This window comes from Pandoraea sp. PE-S2R-1 (assembly GCF_002179865.1).
Taxonomy (GTDB): domain Bacteria; phylum Pseudomonadota; class Gammaproteobacteria; order Burkholderiales; family Burkholderiaceae; genus Pandoraea.
The window spans coordinates 185,572-211,772 of sequence record NZ_NGUR01000009.1 but is presented as its reverse complement, the minus strand read 5'-3'; the positions used below and the strand labels follow the sequence as shown (position 1 = coordinate 211,772).

At 62.5% G+C, this 26,201-nt stretch carries 21 protein-coding genes; 16 read left to right on the top strand and 5 right to left on the bottom strand.

What is annotated here, in order from left to right:
* Positions 1-53 precede the first annotated feature (53 nt).
* The 10 genes from CDV44_RS08015 (at position 54) to CDV44_RS07970 (ending at position 13,865) form a co-directional block, all read left to right on the top strand.
* The gene (locus CDV44_RS08015; RefSeq protein WP_087687554.1) at positions 54-1,178 is read left to right on the top strand and encodes an HAD family hydrolase; all 1,125 of its coding nucleotides are present in this window, start codon (positions 54-56) and stop codon (positions 1,176-1,178) included.
* A gap of 289 nt (positions 1,179-1,467) precedes the next feature.
* The gene (locus CDV44_RS08010; RefSeq protein ID WP_087687961.1) at positions 1,468-2,577 is read left to right on the top strand and encodes a formylglycine-generating enzyme family protein; all 1,110 of its coding nucleotides are present in this window, start codon (positions 1,468-1,470) and stop codon (positions 2,575-2,577) included.
* A 126-nt stretch (positions 2,578-2,703) separates the two neighbouring features.
* Entirely contained in the window at positions 2,704-4,485 is a 1,782-nt protein-coding gene (locus CDV44_RS08005) for an arylsulfatase (protein ID WP_212677098.1), read from the top strand.
* A gap of 249 nt (positions 4,486-4,734) precedes the next feature.
* On the top strand, positions 4,735-7,242 hold the full coding sequence (locus tag CDV44_RS08000) for a fused MFS/spermidine synthase (protein WP_249277495.1): 2,508 nt from the start codon (positions 4,735-4,737) through the stop codon (positions 7,240-7,242).
* On the top strand, positions 7,239-8,207 hold the full coding sequence (locus tag CDV44_RS07995) for a MoxR family ATPase (RefSeq protein WP_087687551.1): 969 nt from the start codon (positions 7,239-7,241) through the stop codon (positions 8,205-8,207). Before CDV44_RS08000 ends, CDV44_RS07995 begins: the two co-directional genes overlap by 4 nt.
* A gap of 14 nt (positions 8,208-8,221) precedes the next feature.
* The gene (locus CDV44_RS07990; RefSeq protein ID WP_087687550.1) at positions 8,222-9,211 is read left to right on the top strand and encodes a DUF58 domain-containing protein; all 990 of its coding nucleotides are present in this window, start codon (positions 8,222-8,224) and stop codon (positions 9,209-9,211) included.
* Positions 9,208-9,765, top strand: a complete 558-nt coding sequence (locus CDV44_RS07985) for a DUF4381 domain-containing protein (protein WP_087687549.1) — start codon at positions 9,208-9,210, stop codon at positions 9,763-9,765. The genes CDV44_RS07990 and CDV44_RS07985 overlap by 4 nt, the downstream gene beginning before the upstream one ends.
* A complete protein-coding gene (locus tag CDV44_RS07980) occupies positions 9,752-10,768 on the top strand; it encodes a VWA domain-containing protein (protein WP_087687548.1) in 1,017 nt (338 codons plus the stop codon). Before CDV44_RS07985 ends, CDV44_RS07980 begins: the two co-directional genes overlap by 14 nt.
* Positions 10,765-12,450: a VWA domain-containing protein gene (locus CDV44_RS07975; RefSeq protein ID WP_087687547.1), complete on the top strand. Its 1,686-nt coding sequence runs from the start codon at positions 10,765-10,767 to the stop codon at positions 12,448-12,450. The genes CDV44_RS07980 and CDV44_RS07975 overlap by 4 nt, the downstream gene beginning before the upstream one ends.
* Positions 12,451-12,506: 56 nt before the next feature.
* Complete coding sequence (locus tag CDV44_RS07970) at positions 12,507-13,865, top strand: BatD family protein (RefSeq protein WP_170935900.1); 1,359 nt, start codon at positions 12,507-12,509, stop codon at positions 13,863-13,865.
* Between the two features lie 41 nt (positions 13,866-13,906).
* Here CDV44_RS07970 and CDV44_RS07965 read toward each other — a convergent pair whose 3' ends face one another.
* From CDV44_RS07965 to CDV44_RS07955, 3 genes are read right to left on the bottom strand one after another with little or no spacing between them, the layout of a single operon-like run.
* The gene (locus tag CDV44_RS07965) at positions 13,907-15,538 is read right to left on the bottom strand and encodes an intermembrane transport protein PqiB (protein ID WP_371328742.1); all 1,632 of its coding nucleotides are present in this window, start codon (positions 15,536-15,538) and stop codon (positions 13,907-13,909) included.
* Positions 15,535-15,984 (bottom strand): glycine zipper domain-containing protein, encoded by a 450-nt coding sequence (locus CDV44_RS07960; protein ID WP_087687545.1) that lies wholly within the window; start codon positions 15,982-15,984, stop codon positions 15,535-15,537. The genes CDV44_RS07965 and CDV44_RS07960 overlap by 4 nt, the downstream gene beginning before the upstream one ends.
* 32 nt (positions 15,985-16,016) lie before the next feature.
* Positions 16,017-16,928, bottom strand: a complete 912-nt coding sequence (locus CDV44_RS07955; protein WP_249277450.1) for a transporter — start codon at positions 16,926-16,928, stop codon at positions 16,017-16,019.
* 840 nt (positions 16,929-17,768) lie between these two features.
* Here CDV44_RS07955 and CDV44_RS07950 point away from each other — a divergent pair.
* From CDV44_RS07950 to CDV44_RS07930, 5 genes are all read left to right on the top strand, one after another.
* Positions 17,769-18,770: a BamA/TamA family outer membrane protein gene (locus tag CDV44_RS07950; protein WP_371328741.1), complete on the top strand. Its 1,002-nt coding sequence runs from the start codon at positions 17,769-17,771 to the stop codon at positions 18,768-18,770.
* A gap of 28 nt (positions 18,771-18,798) precedes the next feature.
* Complete coding sequence (locus tag CDV44_RS07945; RefSeq protein ID WP_087687543.1) at positions 18,799-19,401, top strand: hypothetical protein; 603 nt, start codon at positions 18,799-18,801, stop codon at positions 19,399-19,401.
* A gap of 62 nt (positions 19,402-19,463) precedes the next feature.
* A complete protein-coding gene (locus tag CDV44_RS07940; protein ID WP_249277448.1) occupies positions 19,464-20,561 on the top strand; it encodes a hypothetical protein in 1,098 nt (365 codons plus the stop codon).
* 34 nt (positions 20,562-20,595) lie between these two features.
* Entirely contained in the window at positions 20,596-21,759 is a 1,164-nt protein-coding gene (locus CDV44_RS07935) for a hypothetical protein (protein ID WP_249277447.1), read from the top strand.
* 68 nt (positions 21,760-21,827) lie between these two features.
* A complete protein-coding gene (locus CDV44_RS07930; protein WP_087687542.1) occupies positions 21,828-22,637 on the top strand; it encodes a hypothetical protein in 810 nt (269 codons plus the stop codon).
* 51 nt (positions 22,638-22,688) lie between these two features.
* On the opposite strand, the gene argH is transcribed toward CDV44_RS07930, so the two are convergent.
* Positions 22,689-24,245, bottom strand: a complete 1,557-nt coding sequence (gene argH / locus CDV44_RS07925; RefSeq protein WP_170935899.1) for an argininosuccinate lyase — start codon at positions 24,243-24,245, stop codon at positions 22,689-22,691.
* 171 nt (positions 24,246-24,416) lie between these two features.
* Between argH and CDV44_RS07920 the strand changes: the two genes are divergently transcribed.
* Positions 24,417-25,355, top strand: coding sequence for a LysR substrate-binding domain-containing protein (locus CDV44_RS07920; RefSeq protein WP_087687540.1), 939 nt, complete (start codon positions 24,417-24,419; stop codon positions 25,353-25,355).
* On the opposite strand, the gene CDV44_RS07915 is transcribed toward CDV44_RS07920, so the two are convergent.
* Positions 25,344-26,186, bottom strand: coding sequence for a phosphatase PAP2 family protein (locus CDV44_RS07915; RefSeq protein ID WP_087687539.1), 843 nt, complete (start codon positions 26,184-26,186; stop codon positions 25,344-25,346). The two genes, CDV44_RS07920 and CDV44_RS07915, sit on opposite strands and share 12 nt — an antisense overlap.
* Between the last annotated feature and the right edge of the window lie 15 nt (positions 26,187-26,201).

Sequence of the window (26,201 nt, the reverse complement as noted above, 5' to 3'; positions counted from 1 at the left end):
GTCAATCGCCGAGAATCATTTGCGCGGTTCTTTTCTCTCGGCGGAGATAGCCAATGACGAGCATTTCCCGAAACCGATCTATCCTGGGCCGAACGCTCTCACTGATATTTGCGGCTGCGTGCAGTGTCACGGTCGTTGGCGGGTGCGCAACTTCGCCTGACGCCGCCGCAGCGCCCGAGGCGTCGGTTACCGCGCAACCGGCCGTGCATTCGGTCGCACCGCTCACCCCGGTCGATCCGGTCGCGGCATCGTTGCCGTCGTGGCGCGACGGTCCATCGCGCGACACCATTCTCAAGTTCGTAAGCGATGTCACCCGCGTGGGTGCACCGACGTTTCTCCCGGTCGAATCGCGCATTGCCGTGTTCGATAACGACGGCACGCTATGGAGCGAGCAGCCCATACCGTTTCAGTTGATCTTCATGATCGATCAGGTGAAGGCGGCAGCGCCGGCCCATCCCGAATGGAAGAAGCGCCCGGCGTTCAAGGCGTTGATGAGCAATGACGTTGCTGCACTCGCCGCCAACAAGAAAGATGCCTTCGCGTTGATCGCGGAAGCCAACAGCGGCATGTCGACCGACGTGTACGACGCGGCCATCCGCGATTGGCTGGCAAGCGCGCGTCACCCCCGGTTCGGACGCGCCTATACGGATCTGATCTACCAGCCGCAACGCGAACTGTTGGCGTTGCTGCGCGCCAACGGCTTCCAGATATGGATCGTCTCGGGTGGCACCGCCGAATTCATGCGCGTATGGGCGAGTGATGCCTACGGTATCCCGTCCGAGCGAATCGTCGGCAGTCAGGAGAAGCTTCAATATCAATCTCGCGACGGCAAACCTGTGCTCGTGCGCAAGCCCGGTTTCGACGTATTCAACGACGGTCCCGTCAAACCGGTCAGCATCTTCCGGGCGATCGGACGGCGGCCTGTGCTCGCAGTCGGCAATTCGGACGGCGACCGGGAAATGATCGAGTACACCACCGCCGGCAACGGCCCCTCACTGGGCGTGTTGATCCACCACGACGACGGCGTGCGCGAGTTCGCCTACGACCGTTCATCGAGCACCGCGAAGCTCGACAAAGCCTGGGATCAGGCCAAGCGGGCAGGGTGGGTCGTTGTCAGCATGCAGAACGACTGGACGACGATCTTCCGCTTCGAAACGGCCCCGGCGGCCAACAAATAAAACCGCAATACGGTGTCGGGGACGGCCATTGCCCGAAGGGGCAATCCGGTTGCCCCCAACACGGATTGCGTCTGTCTCGTGATGAAAAGATGATGCCCTCACCGGGCTGAAGATTTTGTCCGCCTTTCCTATGAGGTGTTGAATGAAGCCCTGCCTCGACGCCAATCGCACTCGATCGACCGCTAGCGCCAAGCCATCGCAATCCGCCAAAAAAAGTGGCACTGCGAACGGAACGGCCACGCGGTGGACGCCCCCACACGGCAAGCTCATCGTCCTGGCGGCCGTCGTCATGGCAGTGGCTGCCGGAACCGTCTGGAAAATCCGGACGGCCGCACCCTCCGTGCCGACCGTCGTAAGCGGTGACGGCATACGCGGCCCGAGCGGCATGGTCCATATCCCGGGCGGTCCGTTCCAGATGGGGAGCGACAGCCGTCTGGCGCAGGCCAACGAGCGTCCGGCGCATCAGGTACGCGTGCATGGTTTCTGGATGGACACGCATCACGTCACGAACGCCGAGTTCCGCAAGTTCGTCGAGGCGACTGGCTATGTCACCACGGCGGAACGCAAACCGGAATGGGAGACGTTGCGTGTGCAACTCCCGCCTGGCACCCCGCGCCCGCCTGACAGCGCGATGGTGGCCGGCGGGATGGTTTTCGTGGGAACGTCGGCACCGGTGCCGTTGCAGGATTACTCGCGCTGGTGGCGGTATATGCCCGGCGCGGATTGGCAACATCCGGGCGGCCCACGCACATCGATTGCAGGCAAGGACAATCACCCCGTCGTGCAGGTCTCGTACGAGGACGCTCAGGCTTACGCCAAATGGGTCGGCAAGCGATTGCCGACCGAAGCGGAATGGGAGTTCGCGGCACGCGGCGGACTTGAACAAGCCACCTACGCGTGGGGCGACCAGTTCACCCCCGATGGCAAGCAGATGGCCAACGTCTGGCAGGGTCAGCAAAACCGGCCGTTCCCGGTCGTCAGCCCGAAAGCCGGCGGTGCAGTGGACACGAGTCCAGTCGGCACGTTCCCGCCCAACGGCTACGGGTTGTCCGATATGACTGGCAATGCGTGGCAGTGGGTCGCCGACTGGTATCGCGCCGACCAATTTCGGCGTGAGGCAGGACAGAAGCAGGCCATCGTCGATCCTGCGGGGCCGGTCGCATCGTGGGACCCCAGCGAACCGGGCGTGCCCGTTGACGCCCCGAAGCGCGTGACACGCGGTGGCTCCTTCCTCTGCAATGTCGACTACTGCCTGAGCTACCGGCCCAGCGCCCGGCGCGGCACCGACCCCTACAACAGCATGTCGCATCTGGGATTCCGCCTCGTCATGGACGACGCGCAATGGGCTGCCGTGCGCCGTGGCACCGCTGTCGCCAGCCGCAGCGGGTCTGCCAACTAAGCGCAGACACCGCGCGAAGGGCGGACAAACACGGACAAACACGGACAGACGAAGGCAAGCGGGCAAGTCAGCACGTTCCGGCGGCCGGTGGCCGTCACAATTCCTGTGGAGGCGGTAATGATTCCAATGCGAAGCTTCAGTGGGCGCGCACGTATCCCACGTATCCCACGTGGGGCTCTGGCCGTAATCGCGCTGGCGGTCGCAGTGCTGGCCGGGTGCGGAAAGTCCGACGAACAGAAGACCCAAGCCCCTCAATCGTCTGCCGCTCCGGCGCCAGCTGCGGCACCCGAGACCACGGCGAACGCCAATGCGACACCCGCACAACCGCCAGCCGAATCGAATCTGCCCGCCGCAGCAGGGCAGACGTCCGGCGCTGCGGCACCGGCCGCAATGGCAAGCAACAATGGTGCGAAGCCGAACATTCTCGTGATCTTCGGCGACGACATCGGGCAAACGAACATCAGCGCGTACAGCATGGGTGTGGTGGGCTATCGCACGCCGAACATCGATCGGATCGCCCGTGAGGGCATGATGTTTACCGACTACTACGCCGAGAACAGTTGTACTGCGGGCCGGTCGTCGTTCATCACCGGCCAGTCGCCGCTGCGCACCGGTTTGTCGAAAGTCGGCGTGCCGGGTGCGAGCGTCGGTTTGCAAGATCGTGACGTCACCATGGCTCAAGTGCTCAAATCCATGGGCTATGCCACCGGGCAGTTCGGTAAGAACCACCTTGGCGACCGCGACGAATACCTGCCGACCAAACACGGCTTCGACGAGTTCTTCGGCAACCTTTACCACCTGAACGCCGAAGAAGAGCCTCAACGTCCGTATTGGCCGAAAGACAAGAACGACCCGATGGTCAAGGCCATGACTCCTCGGGGCGTGCTGCACAGCACCGCCGACGGGAAGATCGAAGATACCGGACCGCTCACGACCAAGCGCATGGAGACCATCGACGACGAGACGACGGCCGCCGCGCAGAACTTCATCACCAAGCAGGTACAGGCGAACAAGCCGTTCTTCGTCTGGATGAACACCACGCGCATGCACATGTACACGCACGTGCGTGATTCGATGAAGGGTCAAAGCGGTATGGAGGGCAACGAGTACGCCGACGGCATGCTCGAGCACGACGGCGACGTCGGCAAGCTGCTCAAGACGCTCGATGACCTGAAAATTGCGGATAACACCATCGTCGTGTACACGACCGATAACGGTCCGAACCAGTTCTCCTGGCCCGATGCGGCGACGACACCGTTCCGTAGCGAGAAAGATTCGAACTGGGAAGGCGCGTTCCGTGTACCTGCCATCGTGCGTTGGCCGGGCAAGATCAAGCCGGGTACGGTCAGCAACGAAATGTTCTCCGGCATGGACTGGTTCCCGACGCTGGTGGCAGCCGCGGGCGACAACGGCATCAAGGACAAATTGCTCAAAGGGGCATCGGTGGGCAGCACGACGTTCAAGGTCCATCTCGACGGCTACAACCAGTTGCCGTATCTCACCGGCCAGACCAACAAAGGTGCGCGTGACGAGTTCTATTACTTCAACGACGACGGTGTCCTCGTGGCGACACGCTTCGGCAACTGGAAGCTTGTCTACTGCGAGATGAAGTACCCCGGTGGGTTCGCCGTATGGCAACAGCCGTTCACTTGCCTGCGCGTGCCGAAAATCTTCAACTTGCGCATGGACCCGTACGAACGGGCGGACATTGTCTCTAATCAGTACGACGATTGGCTCGTGAAGAACGACTATCTGGCATTCCTCGGCACCGCCAAGGCCAGCGCGTTCCTCCAGACGTTTGTCGACTATCCGCCGAGCCAGCGTCCGGCCAGCTTCAGCATCGATCAGGTGCGCGAGCAGGTCGACAAGCAAATCGCGGCAGCGATGAGCAAGAAGGCGTCGAAGTAGTGCGCTAGAAGTCAGGCAACGCATCACTTCGTAGTTCCCGGGCGGACGGCCGATTACCTCGGTCGTCCGCCGCTCTACCAAGGCAGACCTATGCGAAGCACACCGGCAAGCCCTTCGTTGACTCGCGCCTCTAAAGCATCGAAAGCCGTGACGAAGGCGGCGGTGCATGCGCGCGAACAAAGCCGGCTGGGCCGGCTGAGCCGGTTGAGCCAGTTGAGTGCGGCGGTAGTCGCCGCGACGCTGCTGTTCATGTCCGGCGCGGCCGGACTGATTTATCAAATTGTCTGGATTCGGCAGCTCTCCCTCGTCGTCGGCGTGGATGTTCACGCGGTGGCGCTCGTGGTGGGCGCGTTCTTCGGCGGCTTGGCGCTCGGCGGGTGGTACTTCGGCAGGGTCGCCGATCGCGTGCCGAACCCGCTTCGGCTATACGCCCAACTCGAATGTGCCGTACTCTTGCTCGGCGTGGCAGCGACCCTCGTGCTTCCGTATGCCGCCGCTCCCTTTGCGTGGATGGACGCCCACCTTGGCGTGCTCGCGTGGGGGCTTCCGCTTGCGCTGGTGATCGTCCCGGCCATCGGGATGGGCGGCACATTGCCGGTGATCATGCGTTTGGTCACGGCCCCCACTGACGGGATCGGGCGGGCCGGCGGACGATGCTATGCGGCGAACACCGTCGGCGCCATCGCCGGCACGCTGCTTGTCGGCTTCGTATTGATTCCATCGCTCGGCATGACCGGCAGTGCACTGGTGGCAGGCGGTTTGAATGGCCTCGCTGCGTTGCTGGCATGGCGGCTTTCTCGCCGCTTTGCCGAAGAAAGCGCCCGCGCACAAATCTCCAACGCCCCGGCGGTGCTCGCGCCGGAGGACACTGCCGGCAATCAGGCACGCCTTGCGCTGGCTCTTTACGCCGTCGCCGGTGGTATCGCGTTGGGATACGAAGTCGTCTGGTCGCAAAGCATCGTGCAATTCATGAGCACGAGAACCTTCGCGTTTTCGGTCGTACTCGCCACTTATCTCGCCGGGTTGGCGCTCGGCAGCGGGGCGGCAGCGCGCTTTGCCGACCGGGTGCGAGATCCATGGAGCGCGTTTGGTGCGCTGGTGAGTGCCGCCGGGCTCGTTGCGTTGCTGGAAACGGTGCTGCTCGGCGGATGGCTGATGCGCACACAGTTGGCACTTCAGGCGTGGGTGGTGGCAACGACATCGCATACCTCCTGGGCCATGTATGCCAGCTTTGCACTCGCTGCCCTTTGCATTGTCTTTGTGCCGACGTTGCTGCTCGGGGCGGCCTTTCCGTTCGTCTTGCGCATTGGCGTCGACCGTGCCCGTATGGGGGCAGATGTCGGGCGCGTCGTCGCCTGGAACACCATCGGGGGCATCGCGGGCTCGGCACTGGCCGGGTTCGTGCTCGTGCCCTCGATCGGGCTCGTTCGTACGCTAGCGGTGCTGGCCGGCGGCGCGTGCGTCATCGGATGTCTCGCCGTTTGGCGGGGCAAAGGCGCGCACTCGCGCTCGCGCTGGCTCGCGCCTGCGCTCACAGCCGCCGTCGTGGTGACGTCGCTGGGTGCGTCGCCTGAGCGCTTTGCCTCGCTGCTCACCCAGTCGCGTGGCGGCGACGCCGTGTTTTACGAGGAGGGCAGAGGGGCCACCGTGGCCGTGCTTGAACAGCGCTCGTCGTCAAATACCTTCCGCCGTCTCTACATTCAAGGCGTTTCCAACTCGGGAGACGCGATGACGTCGCTGCGCTACATGCGATTGCAGACGTTGCTGCCGTTGATCGTGCACAACGGCGAACCGAAGTCTGCGCTGGTCATCGGACTCGGCACGGGGATCACGGCAGGCGCCATGCTGGCCTATCCGGGCCTTCAATACCGTGTCGTCGCGGAACTGCTCCCTGCGGTCGCTCGCGCTGCGCCGAGCTTTTCCGGCAACTTCGACGTCGCGTCTAACAAGCGTGTCGATATTCGACTACGCGACGGCCGCCGGGAGTTGCTGCAAAGCCAGCAGGCCTACGACTTGATTACGCTGGAGCCGCCGCCCCCGTCCGCGGCCGGTGTCGCGAGCCTGTACTCGACGGACTTCTACCGACTGGCCGCCAAACGCCTGCAACCCGGCGGGCTGGTTGCGCAATGGCTGCCGCTGCCCACGCAGAATGACGCTGACACGCGCTCGCTCGTGCGTAGCTTTCTCGACGTGTTTCCGTACGCCTCGCTGTGGACTACGGAGTTGCACGAAACCATGCTGATCGGCTCGCTCACGCCTTTGGACCTTGACGTGCAGCGCATACAGCGCCGCTTTGCCGAGCCGAAGACGCGAGATGCGCTTCAGGCCGTCGGCGTGCGCTCCGCCGATGCCCTGCTCGCCACGTGGGTGACGGATCGGGCAGGGCTGGAGTGGTATGCCGCAGACGCGCTGCCCGTGACGGACGACCGCCCGCGCATCGAATACGCCGGATGGGTGAGCCGCAACGCGTTCCCTGAAACGCTGACCAACCTGATGGCGCTCCAGAACGACCCGCCGTTGCGTGGCGCGGACGATGCGATGTGGCGCAGCATCCGGGCGGAGCGCGAGGTGCTTCACACCTTCTACCGGGCGGGTCTCGATGCGTACCGGGGGGATCGTCAAGCGTGGGCGGAACACATTGCCGCCGCCGTCGGTGCCGATCCTGAAAATCCGTATTACGCGTGGTTCATTGGCCGCTCGGCGGCGCGTCCGGCCGAACCTCAAGCGACTACCTCTAACAAGAGAACCGGCACATGAGCCATCACGACGACGTTCTCGCACTTCAGCAAGCGATGGGCGAAGCCATCGTCGGTCAGCAGGCCATGATCGAACGGTTGCTGCTGGGCATGCTCGCCAACGGCCATTTATTGGTCGAGGGATTGCCCGGTCTGGCAAAAACACGCGCGATCAAGGTGCTGGCGCGGCATCTCGATGCCCGTCTCTCACGCATACAGTTCACGCCGGATCTGCTGCCCTCGGACATCACGGGCTCGGAAGTCTATTTTTCGGAAGGCGGTAAAGGCGAGTTCCGGTTTCAGGCCGGTCCGATCTTCGCCAATCTCGTCCTCGCCGATGAAGTCAACCGCTCACCCGCTAAGGTGCAGGCCGCATTGCTCGAAGCGATGGAAGAGCGGCAGGTGACCGTGGGCGGGGTGACGCACAAACTCGATCCGCTGTTTCTGGTGATGGCGACCCAGAATCCCATCGAGCAAGAGGGCACGTACCCGTTGCCCGAAGCGCAGATGGACCGCTTTCTCATGCACATCAGCGTGAGCTATCCGCAGCAGGATGCCGAGCAGGCGATCGTACGGCTCGCGCGCTCGGAAGAGGCCGACGTCTCGGCGTCGGCGAACGTATTGCGACTCGCACCGGCGGTCATTCTGGGGGCGCGCAATGAAATTCACGAAGTCCATGTGAGCGATCCGGTCGAGCGTTATCTCGTCGCGCTGGTACAGGCTACGCGCGTCGCCAGTACGTTGGACGACGAGTTGGGCCGGTGGATTCAGGTGGGCGTCAGCCCCCGCGGTGCCATCGGGTTGGACAAGGTGGCACGTGCCTATGCCTGGCTGCGCGGCCGCGATTATGTCACCCCGGAGGACGTGCAAGGCATCGTGCACGACGTGTTCCGTCACCGCTTGATCCTCTCGTACGAAGCGCACGCAGCAGGTATCGACGCGGACACGGCGATCGACCGGCTCGTCGAGCGGGTCGCGGTCGCCTGAACCGGCATCCCGATATGACCGTGGATCTGACCTCTGAGACGCCCCTTGCGGGCGTGAGCATCGACATTGCCGCGCTCAATGCATTGGAAGGCGCGGCCCGTGATTTTCACTTTCAACCGGGCCAACCGGTGCACAGCGTACTGGCAGGCAGGCACGGCTCACGCGTGCGCGGGCGTGGGCTGGCGTTCGAGGAACTGCGTCGATACGTTGCGGGCGACGACATTCGCAGCATGGATTGGCGTGTCACGGCGCGAACCGGCAAGCCTTACGTGCGGGTGTACACCGAGGAGAAGGACCGGCCGGTGGTACTCGTCGTCGATCAACGCATCAATATGTTCTTCGGCAGCCGCCGCGCGATGAAGTCGGTCACGGCGGCCGAAGCGGCGGCGTTGGCGGCGTGGCGTGTGCTGGCCGATGGTGATCGTGTCGGCGGTGTCGTCTTCGGCGACACGACCATCGATACCTTTCCCCCGAAGCGCAGCCGGGCGGCCGTCGAACAACTGCTCGGCGGCATTGCCCGGCACAACGCCGCGTTGCGCGCCGATACGCCGACGCGCCGGTCAGCCGGGCAATTGAATCTGGCACTGGAACGATGCGCCCGCATGGTGGCGCACGACAGCCTCATCATCGTCATCAGCGATTTCGACGGCCACGATGCGACCACTCGAGAGCGGCTGCTCGGCATCGCCGCGCGCAACGATGTGTTGACAGTACTGGTGCACGATCCATTTCTGAGTGCGCTGCCTACCTCGGGCAATCTTGTTGTGAGCGACGGGGAGTTGCAGGTTGAGCTCAGCTTCGGCAAAACCTCGCTCCGGCGCAGCATTGCCGACTTCTTCGCCGCGCATGGCAAGCATCTGGTGGATTGGCACGAAGCGATAGGCGTACCGATGCTGCCGCTCTCGGCGGCGGAAGATACGACGGCGCAAATTCGGCGCCTGCTGGGCGGACAACCCGCGTATGGCAATGCCTTCAGGCGCGCAAAGGCGGGGGCAGGACGATGACGGATGTTGCGGCAACCGCCACCGACTTGCCGACACTGAAGGCGCTGGCCGACATCGTGACGCCGCCGGCGCCCTCGTGGATGCCACAAACGATTGGCTGGCCGATAGCGGCCGCGTTACTGCTCGTTGGAACGCTCTGGTTCGCATGGCGGACATGGCGGCGCTATCGCGCCAACCGCTATCGCCGGGAAGCGCTGGCGCAGTTGGAACAGTGGGCTGTCGCACTACGCTCGCCAGATCCGAGTGCCGCGGGGGATGCCGATACCGCGAGTCGCGCGCGCGCCTTGCGTGAAATTGCAGTGCTGCTTAAGCGCGTCGCTTTGAGCGCATGGCCACGCGAGACGGTCGCCAGTCTGACGGGCAATGCCTGGGTGGCATTCTTGAGAACGAGTCATGGCGGCCAGAGCACTGGGACTGACGCGATGGCGACGCTCGTGACCCGTGCCGAGTATCAGTCGGACGAATCGTTGAGCCGGGAGTGGGACGCCCCTCGCACGGACGCGCTCGTGTACGCCTGCCGTAACTGGATCGAGCACCATCATGTTCCAGTTTGAATACCCATGGGCCTTTGCGCTGCTGCCACTGCCGTTGCTGCTGTGGTGGTGGCTGCCGGCCTATCGGGAAGAAAGCCCGTCGGTACGGCTGCCGTTCTTCGGCGAGGTGGCCGAGGCGGCGGGTCTGCGCCCGGCATCAGGCGCAGTCGTGCCACGGCGCAACTGGGTGCAACACGTGCTCGCCCCGGTGGCGTGGGTGCTGATCGTCACTGCACTGGCCCGTCCACAGTTGCTGGAAGCGCCTATCGAGAAGATGCAGCCGTCGCGCGACATTCTGCTCGCGCTGGATCTTTCCCAGTCGATGGATACGCCGGATTTTCCGGATGCGTCGGGAAAGCGCATCGCGCGCGTGCAGGCGGTCAAGCAGGTCGTCAGCGATTTCGTGACGCAGCGCCCGGATGACCGCATCGGTCTGGTGATCTTCGGCGACGCGGCCTATCCGCTGGCACCGTTCACGCAAGATCACGATCTCATCCACACGTTGCTCGACGATATGGCGCCGGGCATGGCGGGCAACAGCACGGCACTGGGCGATGCCATCGGACTGGGCGTGCGGATGTTCGAGCACAGTGAAGCGCCACAGAAGGTCATGATCGTGCTCACCGACGGCAACGACACGGCCAGCCGCATGCCGCCCGATCGCGCAGCGGACGTCGCCCACGAGCAATCAGTGATCGTACACACCGTCGGCATCGGCGACCCGGCCGCGCAAGGGGAAGCGCGTGTCGATCTCGGACTGTTGCAGCGCATGGCCAAGGTCACCGGAGGGCGGTACTTCTTCGGTGCCGACCAGTCGGCGCTTGCCGAGATCTACGCCACACTCGATCGCATCACGCCGCACGATCACAAGACACTCTCCTGGCGTCCGCAACGAGAGCTGTTCATGTGGCCACTGGGCGTGGCGCTTATCATCGTGCTGCTTTACGAAATAGCGCTGGCGATTCATGCGTCCTACGTCACACGTGCGGCGGTGGCCGGCAGCGGTAACGAGGAGGCTTCATGACGGGCTTCCTTTCGAGCGTTGCCGACTTCCATTTCCTGCGCCCGCTTTGGTTGTGCTTTGTGCCGGTGGCTGCGTGGCTCGTCTGGGCCGTCGGGCGGCATACCGACGTGCGCAGGCGTTGGCGCAAAACCATTGCACCGCACCTGCTCGATGCGCTGATGATCCGGGAGCGGCGAGGCCTTCGGCTGCGTCCGGTGCATCTGATCGCGCTCCTGCTCGTTCTGGGCGGCATTGGCATGGCGGGCCCGGCGTGGAAGCGCGAGCTGCCGCCGTTTCTCGACGACAAAGCGCCGCTGGCCATCGCCATCGACCTCTCGCCGACGATGGATGCCATTGATGTCACGCCCTCACGGCTGGAACGCGCCAAGTTGAAAGTCAAGGCGCTACTCGCGCGGCGCGAGGGCGCACGTACGGCCATCTATGCCTATGCGGGCTCGGCCCATCGGGTCATTCCGCTGACCGACGACCGCGCGTTGCTGCAAACCTATGTCGACGCGCTGCAAACCAGCATCATGCCGGTTCCCGGTCGAGACATGCGGCAAGCCCTGAAGGTGATCGACAATGACCTGCGGCGTGAACCGGTCCCCGGCACCATCCTTTTCATCACCGACGCGGTCGACCTCAACGCCGCGCGCGCATTTCAGGACCACGCCGGTGCCCAGTCAGCGAGTCAGCCTGTCGTCCTGGCCATTGGCACGTCTCAAGGCGGGCCATTGCGTAACCCGGACGGCAGCTATGCGGAACGCGACGGTGCCCGCGTTTTTGCACGTCTGGATGAGGGCGCGCTGAAACGATTTTCGAAGGACAGTGACGTGCCGGTAGCCACCTTTACGCCGGACAGCGACGCCGATATCGACTGGGTGCAACGGCATGTGCAGTCGCACCTCGAACAATCGCAGGCGGGGACGACGGCACGCTGGCGCGATGAGGGATGGTGGCTCATGTTGCCGATTGTGGCGTTGGGGGCGCTCTGGTTTCGCAAAGGCTGGACGGTCAGATGGGTCGTCGGCCTGCTGCTGGCCGTCACGCTTCACGTGCCCGTCGCACCGTCGTACGCGCAGTCACTCACCAGCGCCACTGCCACACAAGATTCCCCCGACGGTGCAGGCACCCCGCGGCGATGGCGCTTTGCCGATCTCTGGCTGACGCATGATCAGCAAGGACGCCTTGCCTTCGAGCGCGGAGACTTTACAACCGCCGCCGAGCGCTTCGACGATCCGATGTGGCGCGGCGTGGCGCAGTATCGCGCCGGTCAATATGCGCAGGCAGTGCAGAGTTTCGCGCTGGTCGATTCCCCGGAAGCGGACTTCAATCAGGGCAATGCGCTGGCCCGCATGGGAAAGTACGAGGCCGCGCAGGCTCGCTATACACAGGCGCTCAAACGCGCGCCCAACTGGGCGGCCGCGCGGGCCAATCTGACGTTGATGGGAAAGCTTATCGCGGCGTTGCCGAAACCGCCGGAAAAGTCGGGGGACGACGAGATTCCGCCCGATGTCTCTCCCGATGAGATTCAGTACGACGCGAAACGGCCAACCGGGCCAGGCGAGCGCTCGTCGAAGGTGGGCCCATCGCTTGAGACACAAGCGTGGATGCGCACGATCCAGACGACGCCCACCGCTTTGTTGCAACGCGAGTTCGCGTTACAGCAAGGGCAGGGCGCAGGCGGAGGGCAGACACAGTGACGTTGTTATCGTATGCGTTCAACGCCTTAGGTATTGCCCACCGGATGCGCCGAGCGATGCCGATCGCGATTTGCGCGGTGTTGTTGGTGGTGCTCAGCAATGCCATTGCCGCGCCTGCACCGATGGTGCGTGTCGAAGTGGCGGCCCCGCAACCGATTCGCGTCGGGCAGCAAGTCAGTGTCGATGTGACGGTGCTCGCCCCCAACTTTTTCATGTCCGCACCGGCATTTCCAACGCTGGACGTGCCCGGTGCCATCGTGACGCTCCCGGACGCGCGGGCGCTGAATGGCACGCAGTCCATCGACGGCGTGACCTTTGCGACGATCAGCAAATCCTATGCGTTTGTTGCAGGACAAGACGGCGACTTCGATCTGCCGCAGGCGACGATTTCGCTTACCTATGCCGGGAACGACGGCGCACCGCAGCAGGCCACGGTAACGCTCCCGGCGACGCGGATTCGGGTCGGGGCAGGCGGCGTACCCAAGGACGCGTCGAGCGGTGCACCGAGCGGCGGTGCGATGTTGCCTGTGGCGCAACTGAATGTCACGCAGACACTCGCGCCCGCGCCTGATCACGACGTGGTGCAACTGAAGGTGGGCGATACGCTGGTGCGCACGGTGGCGACATTTGCCCCGGGCACGCAGGCGATGCTGATCCGGCCCCCCAAATTGGATGCGCCCCGTCGCGTACGTGTGTTTGCCGCCGATCCGAAGTTATCGGACGGGGTGTCGCCGAATTCGGGATCTTCCGCGACGGGCGGGCTGCGTATCGATACATTCTCGTACGTGTTTGAGCGCAAAGGCACTTACACCTTGCCGGTGATCACACTCGACTGGACCGACCCCGCGACGGGACGCGCGTCGCATTCGGACGCGCCCGCCATCCGTGTCGTTGTGGCGACAGGGGCGGCGGCCGGAGAACTCACGCCGGGGACGGCGTGGCTGAATCTGTCTCAGGATGCGGAATCGATAGGGGTCGTCTTGGCGAGTGTGGCTGGGCTGGCCGTCCTTGGGCTTGTGATCTGGCGAACACATTCACGGTGGCACACCGTTCGACGCCGACACGACGAGCGCCTGAAGCGGGTTCGGCAAAACGCAAAATCCCTGCATGCGGAGGTGATTCAGGCTTGCCGTGCGGGCGACGCCATTGCGGCGTATCGCCTTGCGCAACGCTGGAGCGAGGACGTCACCGGACTCGGGCTCGCTGCGTGGGCGCAAACGACTCAGGATGTCCCGTTGATCGACGCGGTTTCAACGTTGGAGCGGCGGCTGTTTTCACCGGCAGACGATGCTGCCGCGAAGCCCGTCTGGGACGGCGGGCCACTCGCGACAGCGTTCAATCGATGTGCGGCGATAGCCATTACACCTGTGCATCGGACCGGGCCCTCGTTTCTGGCGCCGTTGAATACGTTCTGAACTGCCGTGAGCGCCGTGGGAGGTCGGTGGGGCCGGCATTCTCATGGTTGCGGGTCCACTGGTTTTCCGCGAATCAGCGCCTCCGGATGAAGCTGGAGGTATTCAGCGAGCCCGTTCAACGACCGCAGCGTTTGATTGAGCGCCTTCATGGCGCCGCGAACGTCCTGCTGCATTGGGGCGTCTTCGGAGAGTGTCCGCTCGGCAGTGCCAAACGTCTTCTTGGCCTCGCCTAGCGCGGACTTCGCCTCTGGGGCGATCTCGGCATCGAGTTGCTTGAACAATCCCTGGGCACTCTCCATGGTCTTGTCGAGCTTGCGTAGCGAGTTGTCGAGGTTCTGTCCGATGGTGTCAAACGGAATCTTGTTGAGCTTCGCGGCGATATCGGCGACCTGCAACTGCAATTGGTCCAACGTATTGGGCACCGTCGGGATCGTGGTTTCACCGTCAATCTCCGTCGCCTGAGCGGGCGCCGCGTTCGGAAAGAAGTCCAGCGCAATATAGAGTTGGCCGGTTAGCAAATTGCCGGTTCTGAGTTGGCCGCGCAGGCCGTGGGCAATCAGCGCCGTGAAAACCTCTCGCCGTTCCGGTCGCGTCGCCGGCAATTTTCCCGTCGCGTCACGGCGCCGCAGGCGCTCCGGATAGATGACCACGGTCACCGGCATGACCAGACTCTTGCTCTTCGCATCGAACTCAACGCCAATCGACGTAACCTCGCCCAGTGTGATTCCCCGGAAATCGATGGGCGCGCCCACGGACAGCCCGCGCAACGATTGCGAAAAACGGAATACCGCGCGTACCGGCTCCGCATCGGGAAACTTCATGGCGCTCGCTTCGTCTTCGGCGAGGAAAAACGCCTGATCGGGTTTTGCCATGACGCCGGCACCGCTGTCCGCCGGTGCTTGAAACGCGATGCCGCCAATGACAACCGACGCAAGCGATTGCGTGTTCACCTGAAAGCCACTCGAATCCAGCCGCAGGTTGATGCCGCTGGCGTGCCAGAAACGCGTGTTGCTGCCGACGTATTGATCGAAGGGCGCTCTGACGAATACGCGCAGGGTAACGCCCTTGCCATCGGCATCGAGCTTGTAGGTTTCGACTTGCCCGACCTGAATGCGCCGGAAGTAGAGGGGCGATCCGGAATCCAGAGACCCAATCTCGGCGCTGTGCAAGACGAACGATTTCCCCGCTTGCCCGCTGGAGACGACCGGCGGCACCTCCAGTCCGACGAAGCGGGTCGCGACGTCGCGCGATTTGCCGGCGTCGGCACCGATGTACGCCCCGGATAGCAGGGTCGAGAGGCCGGAAACGCTCCCGCCCGCAATGCGCGGACGGACTACCCACCAAGTGGAACCCCGGGAGGCGAATCGTTTCGCGTTCTTCGTCAGATCGACGGTGACGTGTACTGAGGCGAGATCCGATGAGAGCTCGATATCCTTGACGACACCGATATCGACTTCCTTGAACTTGACCTTGGTTTTGCCGGCTTCCAAACCATCTGCACTCTTGAATTCGATGGTGATGGTCGGTCCCCGATCAAGTATCGACCTCGCGACCAACGTCATCCCGATAACGGCAGCCACCAGCGGCACCAGCCAGACGAGCGACAACGTCCAGCGCTTGCGCGGCTCGATGCGAGGCGAAGGGAGTGGCGTTATCGGATCCGGCAAGCTCACTTGACCGTGTATCCACGGCCCTCCATGCACGCGCCATAGGCGTGCCAGTAGGTGGTCATCTGCGAGCTTTGGTTGTTTTGCGCTGCCTGCGCCTGCGCTGCGTGCTGACGGCGCGAGCGAACACCGCCGGCGACGGCGCCTGCGGTAGCGCCGACGGCAGCGCCGTGTCCCGGGTCGTCGTGCGCGACGTCGCCGATGATTGCCCCGGCAGCCGCGCCGCGCGCCGCGCCGCCGACGCGCGCTCCCGTCGGGCCCTGCGGGGGCGGTGCCTGTTGTGCCACCACGGCGGGGTCGACGCCGGTGTTCTGCTTGGCCCAGGCGTAGCACGCACCATCGTCGCTACTCTGTTTGTCGGCACTCTGGCCGTGGGCTGGATAGATTGCGGGCTTCTGGGCGAACGCGAGCCCCGACAACACCAGGCCTGCACACAAGATGACGGATCGCATGAGTACCTCCCGTTTTGGGGAAAGGGAATACATCAGAAAATAAGTGTCGCCGTGGCCATAAAGGTGGCCGTGCTCTTGAGGCGATTGGTGCTGCTCACGGTAGGCACCCAGCGCGCCGAGAACGACAACGGATGCTTGCCGTCGAGTTTGGTGTCGTACGTGACGATCGGACCTAGCGCAATGTCGTGCCCGCGAAAACCGTTCAACTGATCGGCCGTCGGGCCGCTATCGCTTCCCAGTTGCTGGACCGTGCCGACGATCAGGCCAACGCCAAGCCCGTTTGAAAATCGCTTGAGCCCCATGACATCGAGCGTGAACAAGGGAGCGTTCTGGTAATTCGTAGCGGTGTTACGGGTATAAAACTGAACGCCGGCGACCACATCGAATTCGAGATCGTACGACGGCAGAATCTTGGTATAGGCAACCTGCGGAATGAACGTCCAGTTGTTCAGGCTGGGATTGGCAAGCGCGTTTGGATCGTACCGGCCGGTCGGTGCCCAGACGTTGACCGAGAACGCAATGTGTTCGGTCTTCGAGAAGTGGTAGCCGGCAATCAGCGGGGTGAAGCTGATGTCGAAGAGATTGGACGCATTCTGCGAGGTCGTGGCACTTCTTCGGTCGGTGCCGAGCGTTGCCGATACCTTTGTCCACACATACGGCAGGGTGAAGCTGGAAGCGAAATTCCAGTTGCCGGTTCCCGTGTCCCACGTCTTCAGGATGGTCGCGAGGGTGAAGGCAATCTCGCCATCCAGGCCGAGTGATGTCTTGCCCGCCACCGGCACCGACTTGCTGCCGCCTATGCTGCCGTCAAAGTAGATCTCGGCAAAGTTGACGGCGACCATCGGCGTGGGCGACACGACGCCCGCGTCGGGCTGCACAGTGGCCCCGCTGATCGGGCGGCCCAAGCCCCCTTCGGTTGCCAGTGCATGCGTACACGTTAGCAACGATGCCGCGACGCCAGCGACCCATCTCGCGAAGCGTTCGCGTGGTCGGGGCGTCAAAAAACCACCACTGACGCGTCGCCAGGTCACATCGTCTTTGAAAGATCGAAAGGCGGAATGTGACATGCCATGAACAATTAATGCTCTTATGAGTGTCATCTGATTCTGAATGAACGGGAATCGAGAGTGCCTTAGGCTATCCTTAATTTAAGACGAGTTCAACGTTAATTATTCAATGTCGCAATATTGTTTGACGGAGATGTCTTATTGCCTTAGCGTCATGTCCTTGAGGGAAATTTGTCGATTTATTTTATTCGGGTAATTTAAATTATCTGAAATTTGTTTATTTATATCTGCAAGGCGATGGCGTGGCTGCTGGAAGGGAGTTCTAGTGATCTAGACGCCTCAATCTGATGTGATTGGAAAGTGGTTTTTTTGATCGGAGGTTTTTGATTCGGATTGGTCGGGCCGGCGATTGTTATCAGGTCAGCTTTAGCGAGTTGATGCGCTTGGTGCATCCACAAAGACATCCCTTTGCCGTGGAGATGGGGTTTGATGGATTTTTATGGCCAGACATGCCTTACCGCAGTGCGGGGTTGGCCAACGATCCTGCGCACAATTCTGATTCTGGGCTTGGCGTGGCCGTTGTCGACAACAGCCGAAACATCCGCTGAACGCGCAGGTGATGCGGACGAAGTCACCGGAAATGGCGACAGTGACAATTCGACCGGGCCAGGCGTGCCCATATCGGAGGCATCCAAATCGACGCGCCCTTCGGAACCCGCCAAAAGCAGCGTCGTTTGGCGAGACCCCGTCGACAACAAGATCGACGCCAGTGATTTCTTGCTCGGCCACAAAGGCGCGCTGCCTGTACCGGTCGTCATTACGGAGCCTGCCATCGGCTATGGCGGCGGCGTGATGCTGATGTTTTTCTCGGAGTCGATGGCCGAGGCAGCGGAGTCTGCGAAAACCACCGGAGAAATGGCACCACCGAACATCACCGGCGTCGGTGGCGCGATGACGGAGAACGGCACGTGGGGCGCGGGGCTCGTTCATTTCCACACGTGGGGCGGCGACGCCATTCGCTATCTCGGGGGGCTGGCCAAGGTCAACATGAAGACCGACTACTACGGGCTTAGCAACTCCGCACGCGCCTATCAGTTGAACGGCTGGCTCACGGTGCAACAGTTGCTGTTCCGGATCGGGCACTCGCATTGGTACATCGGGCCGCGCTATACCTACTTCGATTCGAATACGCATTTCACCGGACAGGTAGCGCAGGAACTCAGTGTGCCGGATGTGGCGCGGCGTATCGGCAAGGTCGGCCTCGTCATCGATTACGACACGCGCGACAACATGTTTTTCCCGAATCGGGGCAGTTACGCCGAGCTTGAACTTCAGGCTGCCAGACCTTGGGCGGGCAGTTCTCAGTCGTTCGAAACCTACAACGGACGCGGCTACACATGGCTGCCGATTGCCCATACGTGGGTGCTGGGGCTGCGTCTGGACGGGCGCCTCTCCAGCGGGGACGTGCCGTTTTATGAGCAGCCTTACGTCAAATTGCGCGGTGTCCAGCAGGGGCGTTATCAGGACCGCAACGCCGCGATGGTCGAGGCCGAGCTGCGCTGGAATGCCACGCCACGCTGGTCGCTGCTGGGTTTCACCGGCGCCGGCCGCGCGTGGGGACGATGGAAATCGTTCTCCGAAGCGGATGCCGTGGTGAGTGTGGGCGCGGGCGTGCGCTATCTGATTGCAAGGAAGTTGGGGCTGGCCGTGGGCATCGATGTGGCTCACAGCAAGGGCGAGAACGCTTTTTATATTCAGGTCGGCAGCGCGTGGCACTGACGCGCATCCGTTATCCGGAGGAGGGCACATGGCACGTAGCGCCCCAAGCTTTGATCAGGTAACGCAACATTTGCTCAGCGATGCCGCCGTGCGTGTCGGTGCGGAATATGGTCACGATGCGACCGCACTGCTTGATCACTTCATTCTGGCCGCTTACGACATTACGCATGGCATACACAGCGCGAAGGTGTATCTGAATCTGTTGGCGCGGGCGGGTGTCGCCGGACTCCCGAGCGAAAGCACCGTACAGCGCGCGATTACGCGCATGCGTTCAAAGCTGAAACAGCAGGCGACGGCAAGCGGATCGACGCTCACAGCAACCTCAACCGCCCCGACGGGCTCTGCTTTCGTATCCGAGGATGTGGTTCGGCATCTCGCCAAGGCGATGGCGTTACTGAGCACGAATATCTTCGATGCCAACGATCTGGAGTTTCCTCACCGCGCTGACGCCAAGTCCACGTCGGAGGATCGCAGCGCCGTAGAACGCCTCGAACTCGAGATTCATTCGCTGCGAATGCAGGTGGAGGGATTGAGAGCCCAGCTCATGGCGGCACGCATGGCATTGGCGCAGTTGCTCAATAGCGGCCTGCCTTCTGCATCGAGCGACAGATTCCGGGGAACACGGCTTTGACGCCGCCAAAGCGGGAGACGCGCAGGGCGAGCACTGAATCACCGATCGCCGGGTGGCAACGTATGGCGTCGCAGGCGATTGCCGCCGTCGTGCTCGGGACCGTGTGTGCCGGCGCCTTTGGCTGGACCGCAGGCGGCACCGGTGCCACGGTCGTCGGGCCGACACCGGCTGTCGGTGCGGACGGCACTGAACTGCCGGTGAGCGAACGGCATGGGTGGTATCGCGGCATTGTCGGGCCGACCGGTGTGCCCGCGTCTGCCTCGAGTCCGAGCGTTGATCTGAGCGTTCCCGATGCGACGGCGGATGCGAAACCTGCGAGGCAATGGGACCGTGCGCTGCCGTTCTTCGCCCAACGGGTGATCGACCGCGGCTACGACTTGCCCAACCCGTACGACGTCGGGTACTCGTACTTCAATGGCACACAGCGTTATCAGTTGTCGAACCTGATGGTCGGCGCCAATGGCAACGGCTTGCGTTCGGCAGATTTCGTGCAATTCGATCAATCGCGCATTCGCAGCGAATCGAACCAGTTTCAGTTCGGCGCGTGGCTGTTCCCGTTCATGAACGTCTACGGCATTTTCGGCAACGTGCGCGGGCACGGCGACATCGGCATCAGCTTCTCTTCTCTCACCGCGCTTGAACAGTTCTTCGGCATCAACGTGGGCTGTGGCGGGCGCCGGCCCGGGCCCGAATGCAGCAAGTCGATTCGGTTGCCGACGCAGCAGGCGAACTACAGCGGCACCACTTATGGCGCGGGTTTCACGCTGGTCGGCACCTACGGCAACCTGTTCTTCTCGCTGCCGGTGACCTACACCGTGTCGAACATCTCGATGTCGGACAGCAGCATCCAGTCGTGGAACATCTCGCCGCGCATCGGGTGGAACGTGCACCTTGGGGGCTACGGCATCCTCACCCCTTACATCGGTGCCACGTGGTTCCGTACGCGCGCCACGATTACGGGGCACTTCGATATTCCCATCGACGCTGCGGGTGGACAAACCCAACGGCTCGACTATCAGATCGACGAATCGGTGGTCGGCGCATGGAGCGGTGTGGTGGGGGTGAGTTGGGCGGCAAGCAAGCGCTTCGGGCTGCTCGCGGAGATCGGCTACGGGTACAACCGTAGCGACGTGATTCTCACCGCCTTCCTGCGGTTCTGAGGTGCCGATGCCGGAATCGACTGGATCGTACAGAGTGAAACGCTCGCGTTGGCCGTGGTGTGCCGCAAGCCGATGGGTCGGCGGCGGGCTGCTGGCATGGTCGGTATTGTCGGGCGCGGCGCACGCGGCCGAGCCGGAAGGATGGCTCGACCGGTTGCTGGCGAAGTTAGGGGCGGCCGACAAAGTCGACGTGAGCCACGGCATGGATTGGGGTGTCATGCCCGGCCCGTTTTACAACCCTGAGATGGGGTTCGGCATCGGCGCGGCCGCCGTCGGGCTATATCGGGCACCGGGTGCGCTGGAGAGCACACAACTCTCCACGCTGACCCTGCATGGATTTCTCACGACTACCGGGGCCGTCGGCATCGGTGCAGACAACACCACGTTTTTCGGCGACGACAGTCATCGGTTTGTCTTCGCTGGGGCGCTCGTGAATATGCCGACTCAGTATTGGGGCGTCGGATACGCGCGCGCGAGCGACGACGCGAATCGGGAGAAGTACACCAAGCGCAGCATCTTTATTCAGCCGAAGTTCCTGTGGCGAATCGTGCCGCAAACGTACGTCGGCATCGGGCTCGACGCGCATTACGACGCGGCTGCCAATCGCGACAAGGGCGACGCCAGTGCGTTTCTCAGCGACCCCGGCGGCCCCTATGTGCGCAGCATCGGCGTGAGCGCGAATTTCTCCTACGACACGCGCGACTTCCTGCCCAATCCATATAAGGGACAGGCGTTCATCATGACCGGCACGGTCTACCGGCGCGCCTTCGGCAGCAGCACGGCGTTCGAGTCGCTGGAATGGTCTTACGACCACTACACGCGCTTTCGCGAGCGCGACGTGCTGGCGCTCGATGTCTACGGCAAGTTCAGCTGGGGCGACGTGCCGTGGAGCATGATGCCGACCTTTGGCGACGGCAAGCGGATGCGAGGCTACTTTCTTGGCCAGTACCGCGATCGCAACATGCTTACGGTGCAACTGGAATATCGCGCACATCTGGTCGGCCGCCACGGCATGGTGGTGTGGGCAGGGACGGGTGCCATCGCCAACCAGCCCGGCGATCTGGCGTCAGCCCACTGGCTGCCCAACGCCGGTGTGGGCTATCGGTTCGAGTTCAAGCCACGCGTCAATGTGCGCTTTGATGTCGGCTTCGGCAAAGGCACACGCGGCGCGTATTTCCAAATTAACGAAGCGTTCTAGATGGGTTGACGGCGCCTCGGCGCTCATGGATTTCCCACTGTGATGGTTGACGTGCTCAGGAGAGAGAGATGACAGCAGCACCGAATTGTGGCCTGCCGCTCCGAAAGGCGGTGTACGCCAGTGTCCTGGCCCTGTGCTCTCCCTTGGCTGGGGCGCAAACGTCGGCAGAGGATGCGAACAAGAGCAACAACCCGCTCAATCTCGCGCCTTCGTTCAACGTGCAGAACTTCTACACGCCTTCCATCTTTGGCACCGGCGGCCACACAAACGACTTTCTTCTGCGGCCCACGATACCGCTCGGTCCGAACGGGTTGGTGCCGGTCCCGCAGATTCTTCGCGCAACGATACCGATCAGCACGCGGCCGGACCCGAACGGGGGCTACAACACCGGGCTGGGGGATATCAATCTCTTCGATATCTTGTTGCTGAATGCGGGATCGTCTACCGAGATCGGTGTTGGGCCGTTAGTCACCATGCCTACCGCTACCGACAAGACGCTGGGCACAGGGAAGTGGCAGGCCGGGCTGGCCGCCGTCGCCATCAATGCCGACAAGCAACGCTTGTTGGGGGCGTTAATCCAGTGGCAGCACTCGTTTGCCGGTCAGTCGGATCGCCCGACGGTTCAGTCGCTGACCGCACAGCCGGTCGTGATCTGGAATCTGCCGGAGGGCTGGTATCTGCGCTCCACAGGCACATGGACGTTCGATCTACAGCACGGCACGTATTACATTCCCGTGGGCTTCGGTGCGGGCAAGGCGTGGAAAGCGGGGAAGACGATTCTCAACGCCTTTATCGAACCGCAGTACTCCGTGGCGCACTCCGGTAACGTGCCGAAGTGGCAAATCTTCGCGGGACTGAATATGACGTTTGGTCATTGATCGGGGCGTTTCGCCACGGCGGTGCATCGACCGCCGGGCGAAGACGGGCGCTTAATTCGTGCCGGTAATGCCTGCCACAGCGACATCCAGTCGTTTCCCGGCCGTCGACAGTGCTGCCGTGCGTTGTGACAGGTGGGCCTGCTCCTGATCCAGTTCCTTGCGAGCTTGCGCAATCATGCGTTTGACAGACGCCGGGGCAGGTCCGCCGATGCCGTCGCGACGTGCCACATTCCGCACGGGGTCCAGCGCGTCGCGCACCGACGCTTCCGAGATGCGGACCGTGTGGCCGAGTTGCTGCTCAGCCGCACGCCGAATCATATCCACGGTGATCTGGTCGGCGCTCAAATTCGCCTGAATGGCCGAATCCACCACTTTCGCTACGATTTCATGCGCGTCGCGGAAGTCGATGCCCGAGTCGCGCACGATGGCGTCGGCCAGATCCGTCATCGTCGAATAGTTCTTGGCCGCATCACGCAACATCTGCGCCTTGTTCACATGCAGCGATTGCACGACACCCGTCATTGCCTGCGTGGCAGCGATCATGCCGTCGATGGAGCGCGGCTCCAGCGCAACACGTGCCACGCTGTGTTGATATTCGATGCCATCGAGCGACACCAGAATCGACGTCAACGCGCCGACGCTATTCGCAACGATGGCCCGAGTGCGCTCGATTGAATCAGGATTCTTCTTCTGCGGCATGATGCTGCTGATGCCCGCGTAGGCGGAATCGAGCTCTGCTAACCGGTACTCGTCGGTGGTCCAGAGCTGGATTTCAGAACCGAGCCGTCCGAGGTCGCTCAGGTAGATGGCGTTATCGGCAGCGAATTCCGTAATGTGATCCCAGCCGGCGGTGCCTTCAATCGTATCGACGACCAGACTGTCGAAGCCGAGAAGACTGGCGGTGCGCTCACGATCCAGCGGCCAGCCGGTGCCTGCGGAGGCCGCTGCGCCGAGCGGGCTCTGGTTCATGCGCACATACAGTTCCTCGTACCGGTCGATGTCCTTTTTCAAGGCTTCCGACAGGGCCATCAAGTAGTGGCCGAGGGTAATCGGCTGCGCTTCCTTTCGGTGGGTGTAGACCACCATCACCGTGTCCATGTTGGCTTCGGCTTTATCGATGACTGCGCTGCGCAGCGCGATCAATGCCGTGACCGTGCGGTTGATCTGATCGCGATAGAACATGCGATTCACGGTGTTCGCGAGGTCGTTGCGGCTGCGTCCCGTGTGCATACGGCCTGCCACTGAGCCGATCTCCTTCACGAGCGCTGCCTCGTAGGGCAGGTAGGTGCGCAGGGTGGCGTCCTTTTGCGCACGCGCATCGATGGTATCGAGGCCGGAGAGGATCTTTCGCGCGTCATCCCGGCTGATGATCCCTTTCTCCGCGAGCATGACGACGTGCGCACGGTGTACCCGAACTTCATACGGAAACGTGGCGTCGGGCAGCGTCTTCGCCGCAGCGTCGAAGTCATAGAGCGCTTGAAAACCCGGCGCCTTGGGCACCGACGTTCTGCCGATGCGGCTGGCATCGGGCGTTTGGGCTTGTGCGGCCCATGAAAGGCAGAACACGGCTGCGGTGACGAGACGCAATGCGAAAGGTGTACGGTTCATCGATTTTCTTTTTGAGTTAAGTACGGGTGAACTGACCATGGGGCGTTGTCTCCGGTCAGTACGCCAGCACAGCAATTCCATGCAGGCCTGCGGTATTCTTTCGCATAACGATCGCTTGAAATAGCGATACTTTCTCTACCATTGGTTGAGTTTTGCTATACCTAATCGCCCATGAAAACCCTGCCCAAACATTTGCCGCCGCTGCCAGCGCTGAGAGCCTTCGAAGCCGTCGCGCGTCTGGGCAGCGTCAGTCGTGCGGCAGATGAGCTACACGTCACCAAGGGCGCCGTGAGCCAACAGATCAAGGCGCTGGAGCTCGATATCGGTGGCACGCTGTTGCGGCGTGGCACTCGGGATCAGAAGGCGGAGCCGACTGAGCTCGGCACCGCATTTCTCAAGTCGGTGCAGCGCTCATTGGGATTGCTGGAGATTGCGTGCCGGGAAACACGGTTGGCGGCGAGTGGCTGCCAGCGGCGGCGCCTCTCCCTTTCGGCCAACGCGTCATTCAGCGCGCTTTGGCTGGTGCCGCGTATCGGGCGCTTCATGGAGCAACGGCCCGACATCGACATCGAGGTGCATCTCCACACGAACCAGAACCCCAGTTGGAAAACGCGCGATATCGATCTCGCATTTCTGCATATCAATGACCGGGGTTCGCGCGTTGCGCAGGCGGACGATGTGCCGTTGGCGGGCGAGACGATTGTGCCGGTTTGCAGCCCCTCGCTGATCTCCCGGTCCCGGCACGACGATCCGGCGTTGTTCACGCGTCATCGACTGATTGCCGAGGACCATGCGGGCAGCCCGGAAACGTCGTGGAACGCGTGGCTGGATCGCATGGGGGTTGCGACTAGTGCTTCGCGCGACCCGCTCATCCTGCATGGCATGAGTGCAGTCGTGTCAGCCGCCGTGTCGGGCGTCGGCATTGCGCTGGGCCGCACGCCGCTGATTGACGAGGAGGTCGCGGCGCGCCGGTTGGTAGTTCTTGTGCCGGATCTCAGGCTGGCGGGTTCGTGGCGTTATGTCATGCGGCGTCATCCTGAGCGAGCGCCGGATGAGGCGGTGATGGCATTTGTCGAGTTCTGCGGCAACGAGGCCGCGCTATCTCGCTAGCCGGCCAATGGCAATCACGGCAATCGCGAGCAGAACACCCGCGAATACATCCACCAGATAATGCCCGCCTCGGCTGGGTGTCGCGATCAGCATCAGCAGATTGAGTCCGGCCCAATAGTGGAATCGAGGTGTGCGCCGTAACGAATAGGTGATGAGAACGGCAGTGGCGGCGTGAAAGGACGGAAGCGCAATTAGCCCTTGCCTTGGAATCGCGGCAAAACCGGGGAACGCGCCTTCTCGCAAAAGCCTGAAGTCGGAGTACCACGCAGCGCCCCCGATATCAGCAATGTCGTAGTGCAGGAACAGGCTGGCAGCGGGGATCGGCAGGGAAATCAACACACATAAAACGGCCGCAACCATCATGTTGATGACGAACTCGGGCAGTCGATCGGCGTCTCTGTGATAGCCCAGAAGCACGGGAATGATCAGTAACTGCACCCAGAAACTCGCGTACGCCAATACGAACAGGAATTCGATCATCGGGTGCGAATGCACCCATCGGTAGTGCGCCAGCCAATCGAAGCCGATAAGTCTGTCGAGCGCCATCAGACGCTCGTCGATCAGCGGTGCGCCGACAGTGACCGAAAGGTACTGGAGTACGTCGGCAGCAAAGAAGAAGCATTGCAGCACCGCAAACCACGCAAGTCCACGGGCCAATTCCCGGCATCGCAGCTTTTCGGCATAAGGTGAAAACCGGGCGGTGTGCGAGATGCGGGAGAGGGCGACGGCGATCAGCAATAGGCAGGCCATGGCCATGCCGATTCGTGCGACGAGCGTCAGCGACAGCGACCATTTCAACTGGTCAATCCACCCCAGATCCAGCAGGGCCAACGCAACAGTAAAAGC

Bases quoted from the DNA above. Each gene is read 5' to 3' on its own strand.
- CDV44_RS07945 (WP_087687543.1), top strand. From the start codon at position 18,799: ATGGCACGTAGCGCCCCAAGCTTTGATCAGGTAACGCAACATTTGCTC.
- CDV44_RS07940 (WP_249277448.1), top strand. From the start codon at position 19,464: ATGGCGTCGCAGGCGATTGCCGCCGTCGTGCTCGGGACCGTGTGTGCC.
- CDV44_RS07920 (WP_087687540.1), top strand. From the start codon at position 24,417: ATGAAAACCCTGCCCAAACATTTGCCGCCGCTGCCAGCGCTGAGAGCC.
- CDV44_RS08005 (WP_212677098.1), top strand. From the start codon at position 2,704: ATGCGAAGCTTCAGTGGGCGCGCACGTATCCCACGTATCCCACGTGGG.
- CDV44_RS07930 (WP_087687542.1), top strand. From the start codon at position 21,828: ATGACAGCAGCACCGAATTGTGGCCTGCCGCTCCGAAAGGCGGTGTAC.
- CDV44_RS08010 (WP_087687961.1), top strand. From the start codon at position 1,468: ATGGCAGTGGCTGCCGGAACCGTCTGGAAAATCCGGACGGCCGCACCC.
- CDV44_RS07990 (WP_087687550.1), top strand. From the start codon at position 8,222: ATGACCGTGGATCTGACCTCTGAGACGCCCCTTGCGGGCGTGAGCATC.
- CDV44_RS08000 (WP_249277495.1), top strand. From the start codon at position 4,735: ATGTCCGGCGCGGCCGGACTGATTTATCAAATTGTCTGGATTCGGCAG.
- CDV44_RS07970 (WP_170935900.1), top strand. From the start codon at position 12,507: ATGCCGATCGCGATTTGCGCGGTGTTGTTGGTGGTGCTCAGCAATGCC.
- CDV44_RS07960 (WP_087687545.1), bottom strand. From the start codon at position 15,984: ATGCGATCCGTCATCTTGTGTGCAGGCCTGGTGTTGTCGGGGCTCGCG.
- CDV44_RS07985 (WP_087687549.1), top strand. From the start codon at position 9,208: ATGACGGATGTTGCGGCAACCGCCACCGACTTGCCGACACTGAAGGCG.
- CDV44_RS07975 (WP_087687547.1), top strand. From the start codon at position 10,765: ATGACGGGCTTCCTTTCGAGCGTTGCCGACTTCCATTTCCTGCGCCCG.
- CDV44_RS08015 (WP_087687554.1), top strand. From the start codon at position 54: ATGACGAGCATTTCCCGAAACCGATCTATCCTGGGCCGAACGCTCTCA.
- argH (WP_170935899.1), bottom strand. From the start codon at position 24,245: ATGAACCGTACACCTTTCGCATTGCGTCTCGTCACCGCAGCCGTGTTC.
- CDV44_RS07995 (WP_087687551.1), top strand. From the start codon at position 7,239: ATGAGCCATCACGACGACGTTCTCGCACTTCAGCAAGCGATGGGCGAA.
- CDV44_RS07980 (WP_087687548.1), top strand. From the start codon at position 9,752: ATGTTCCAGTTTGAATACCCATGGGCCTTTGCGCTGCTGCCACTGCCG.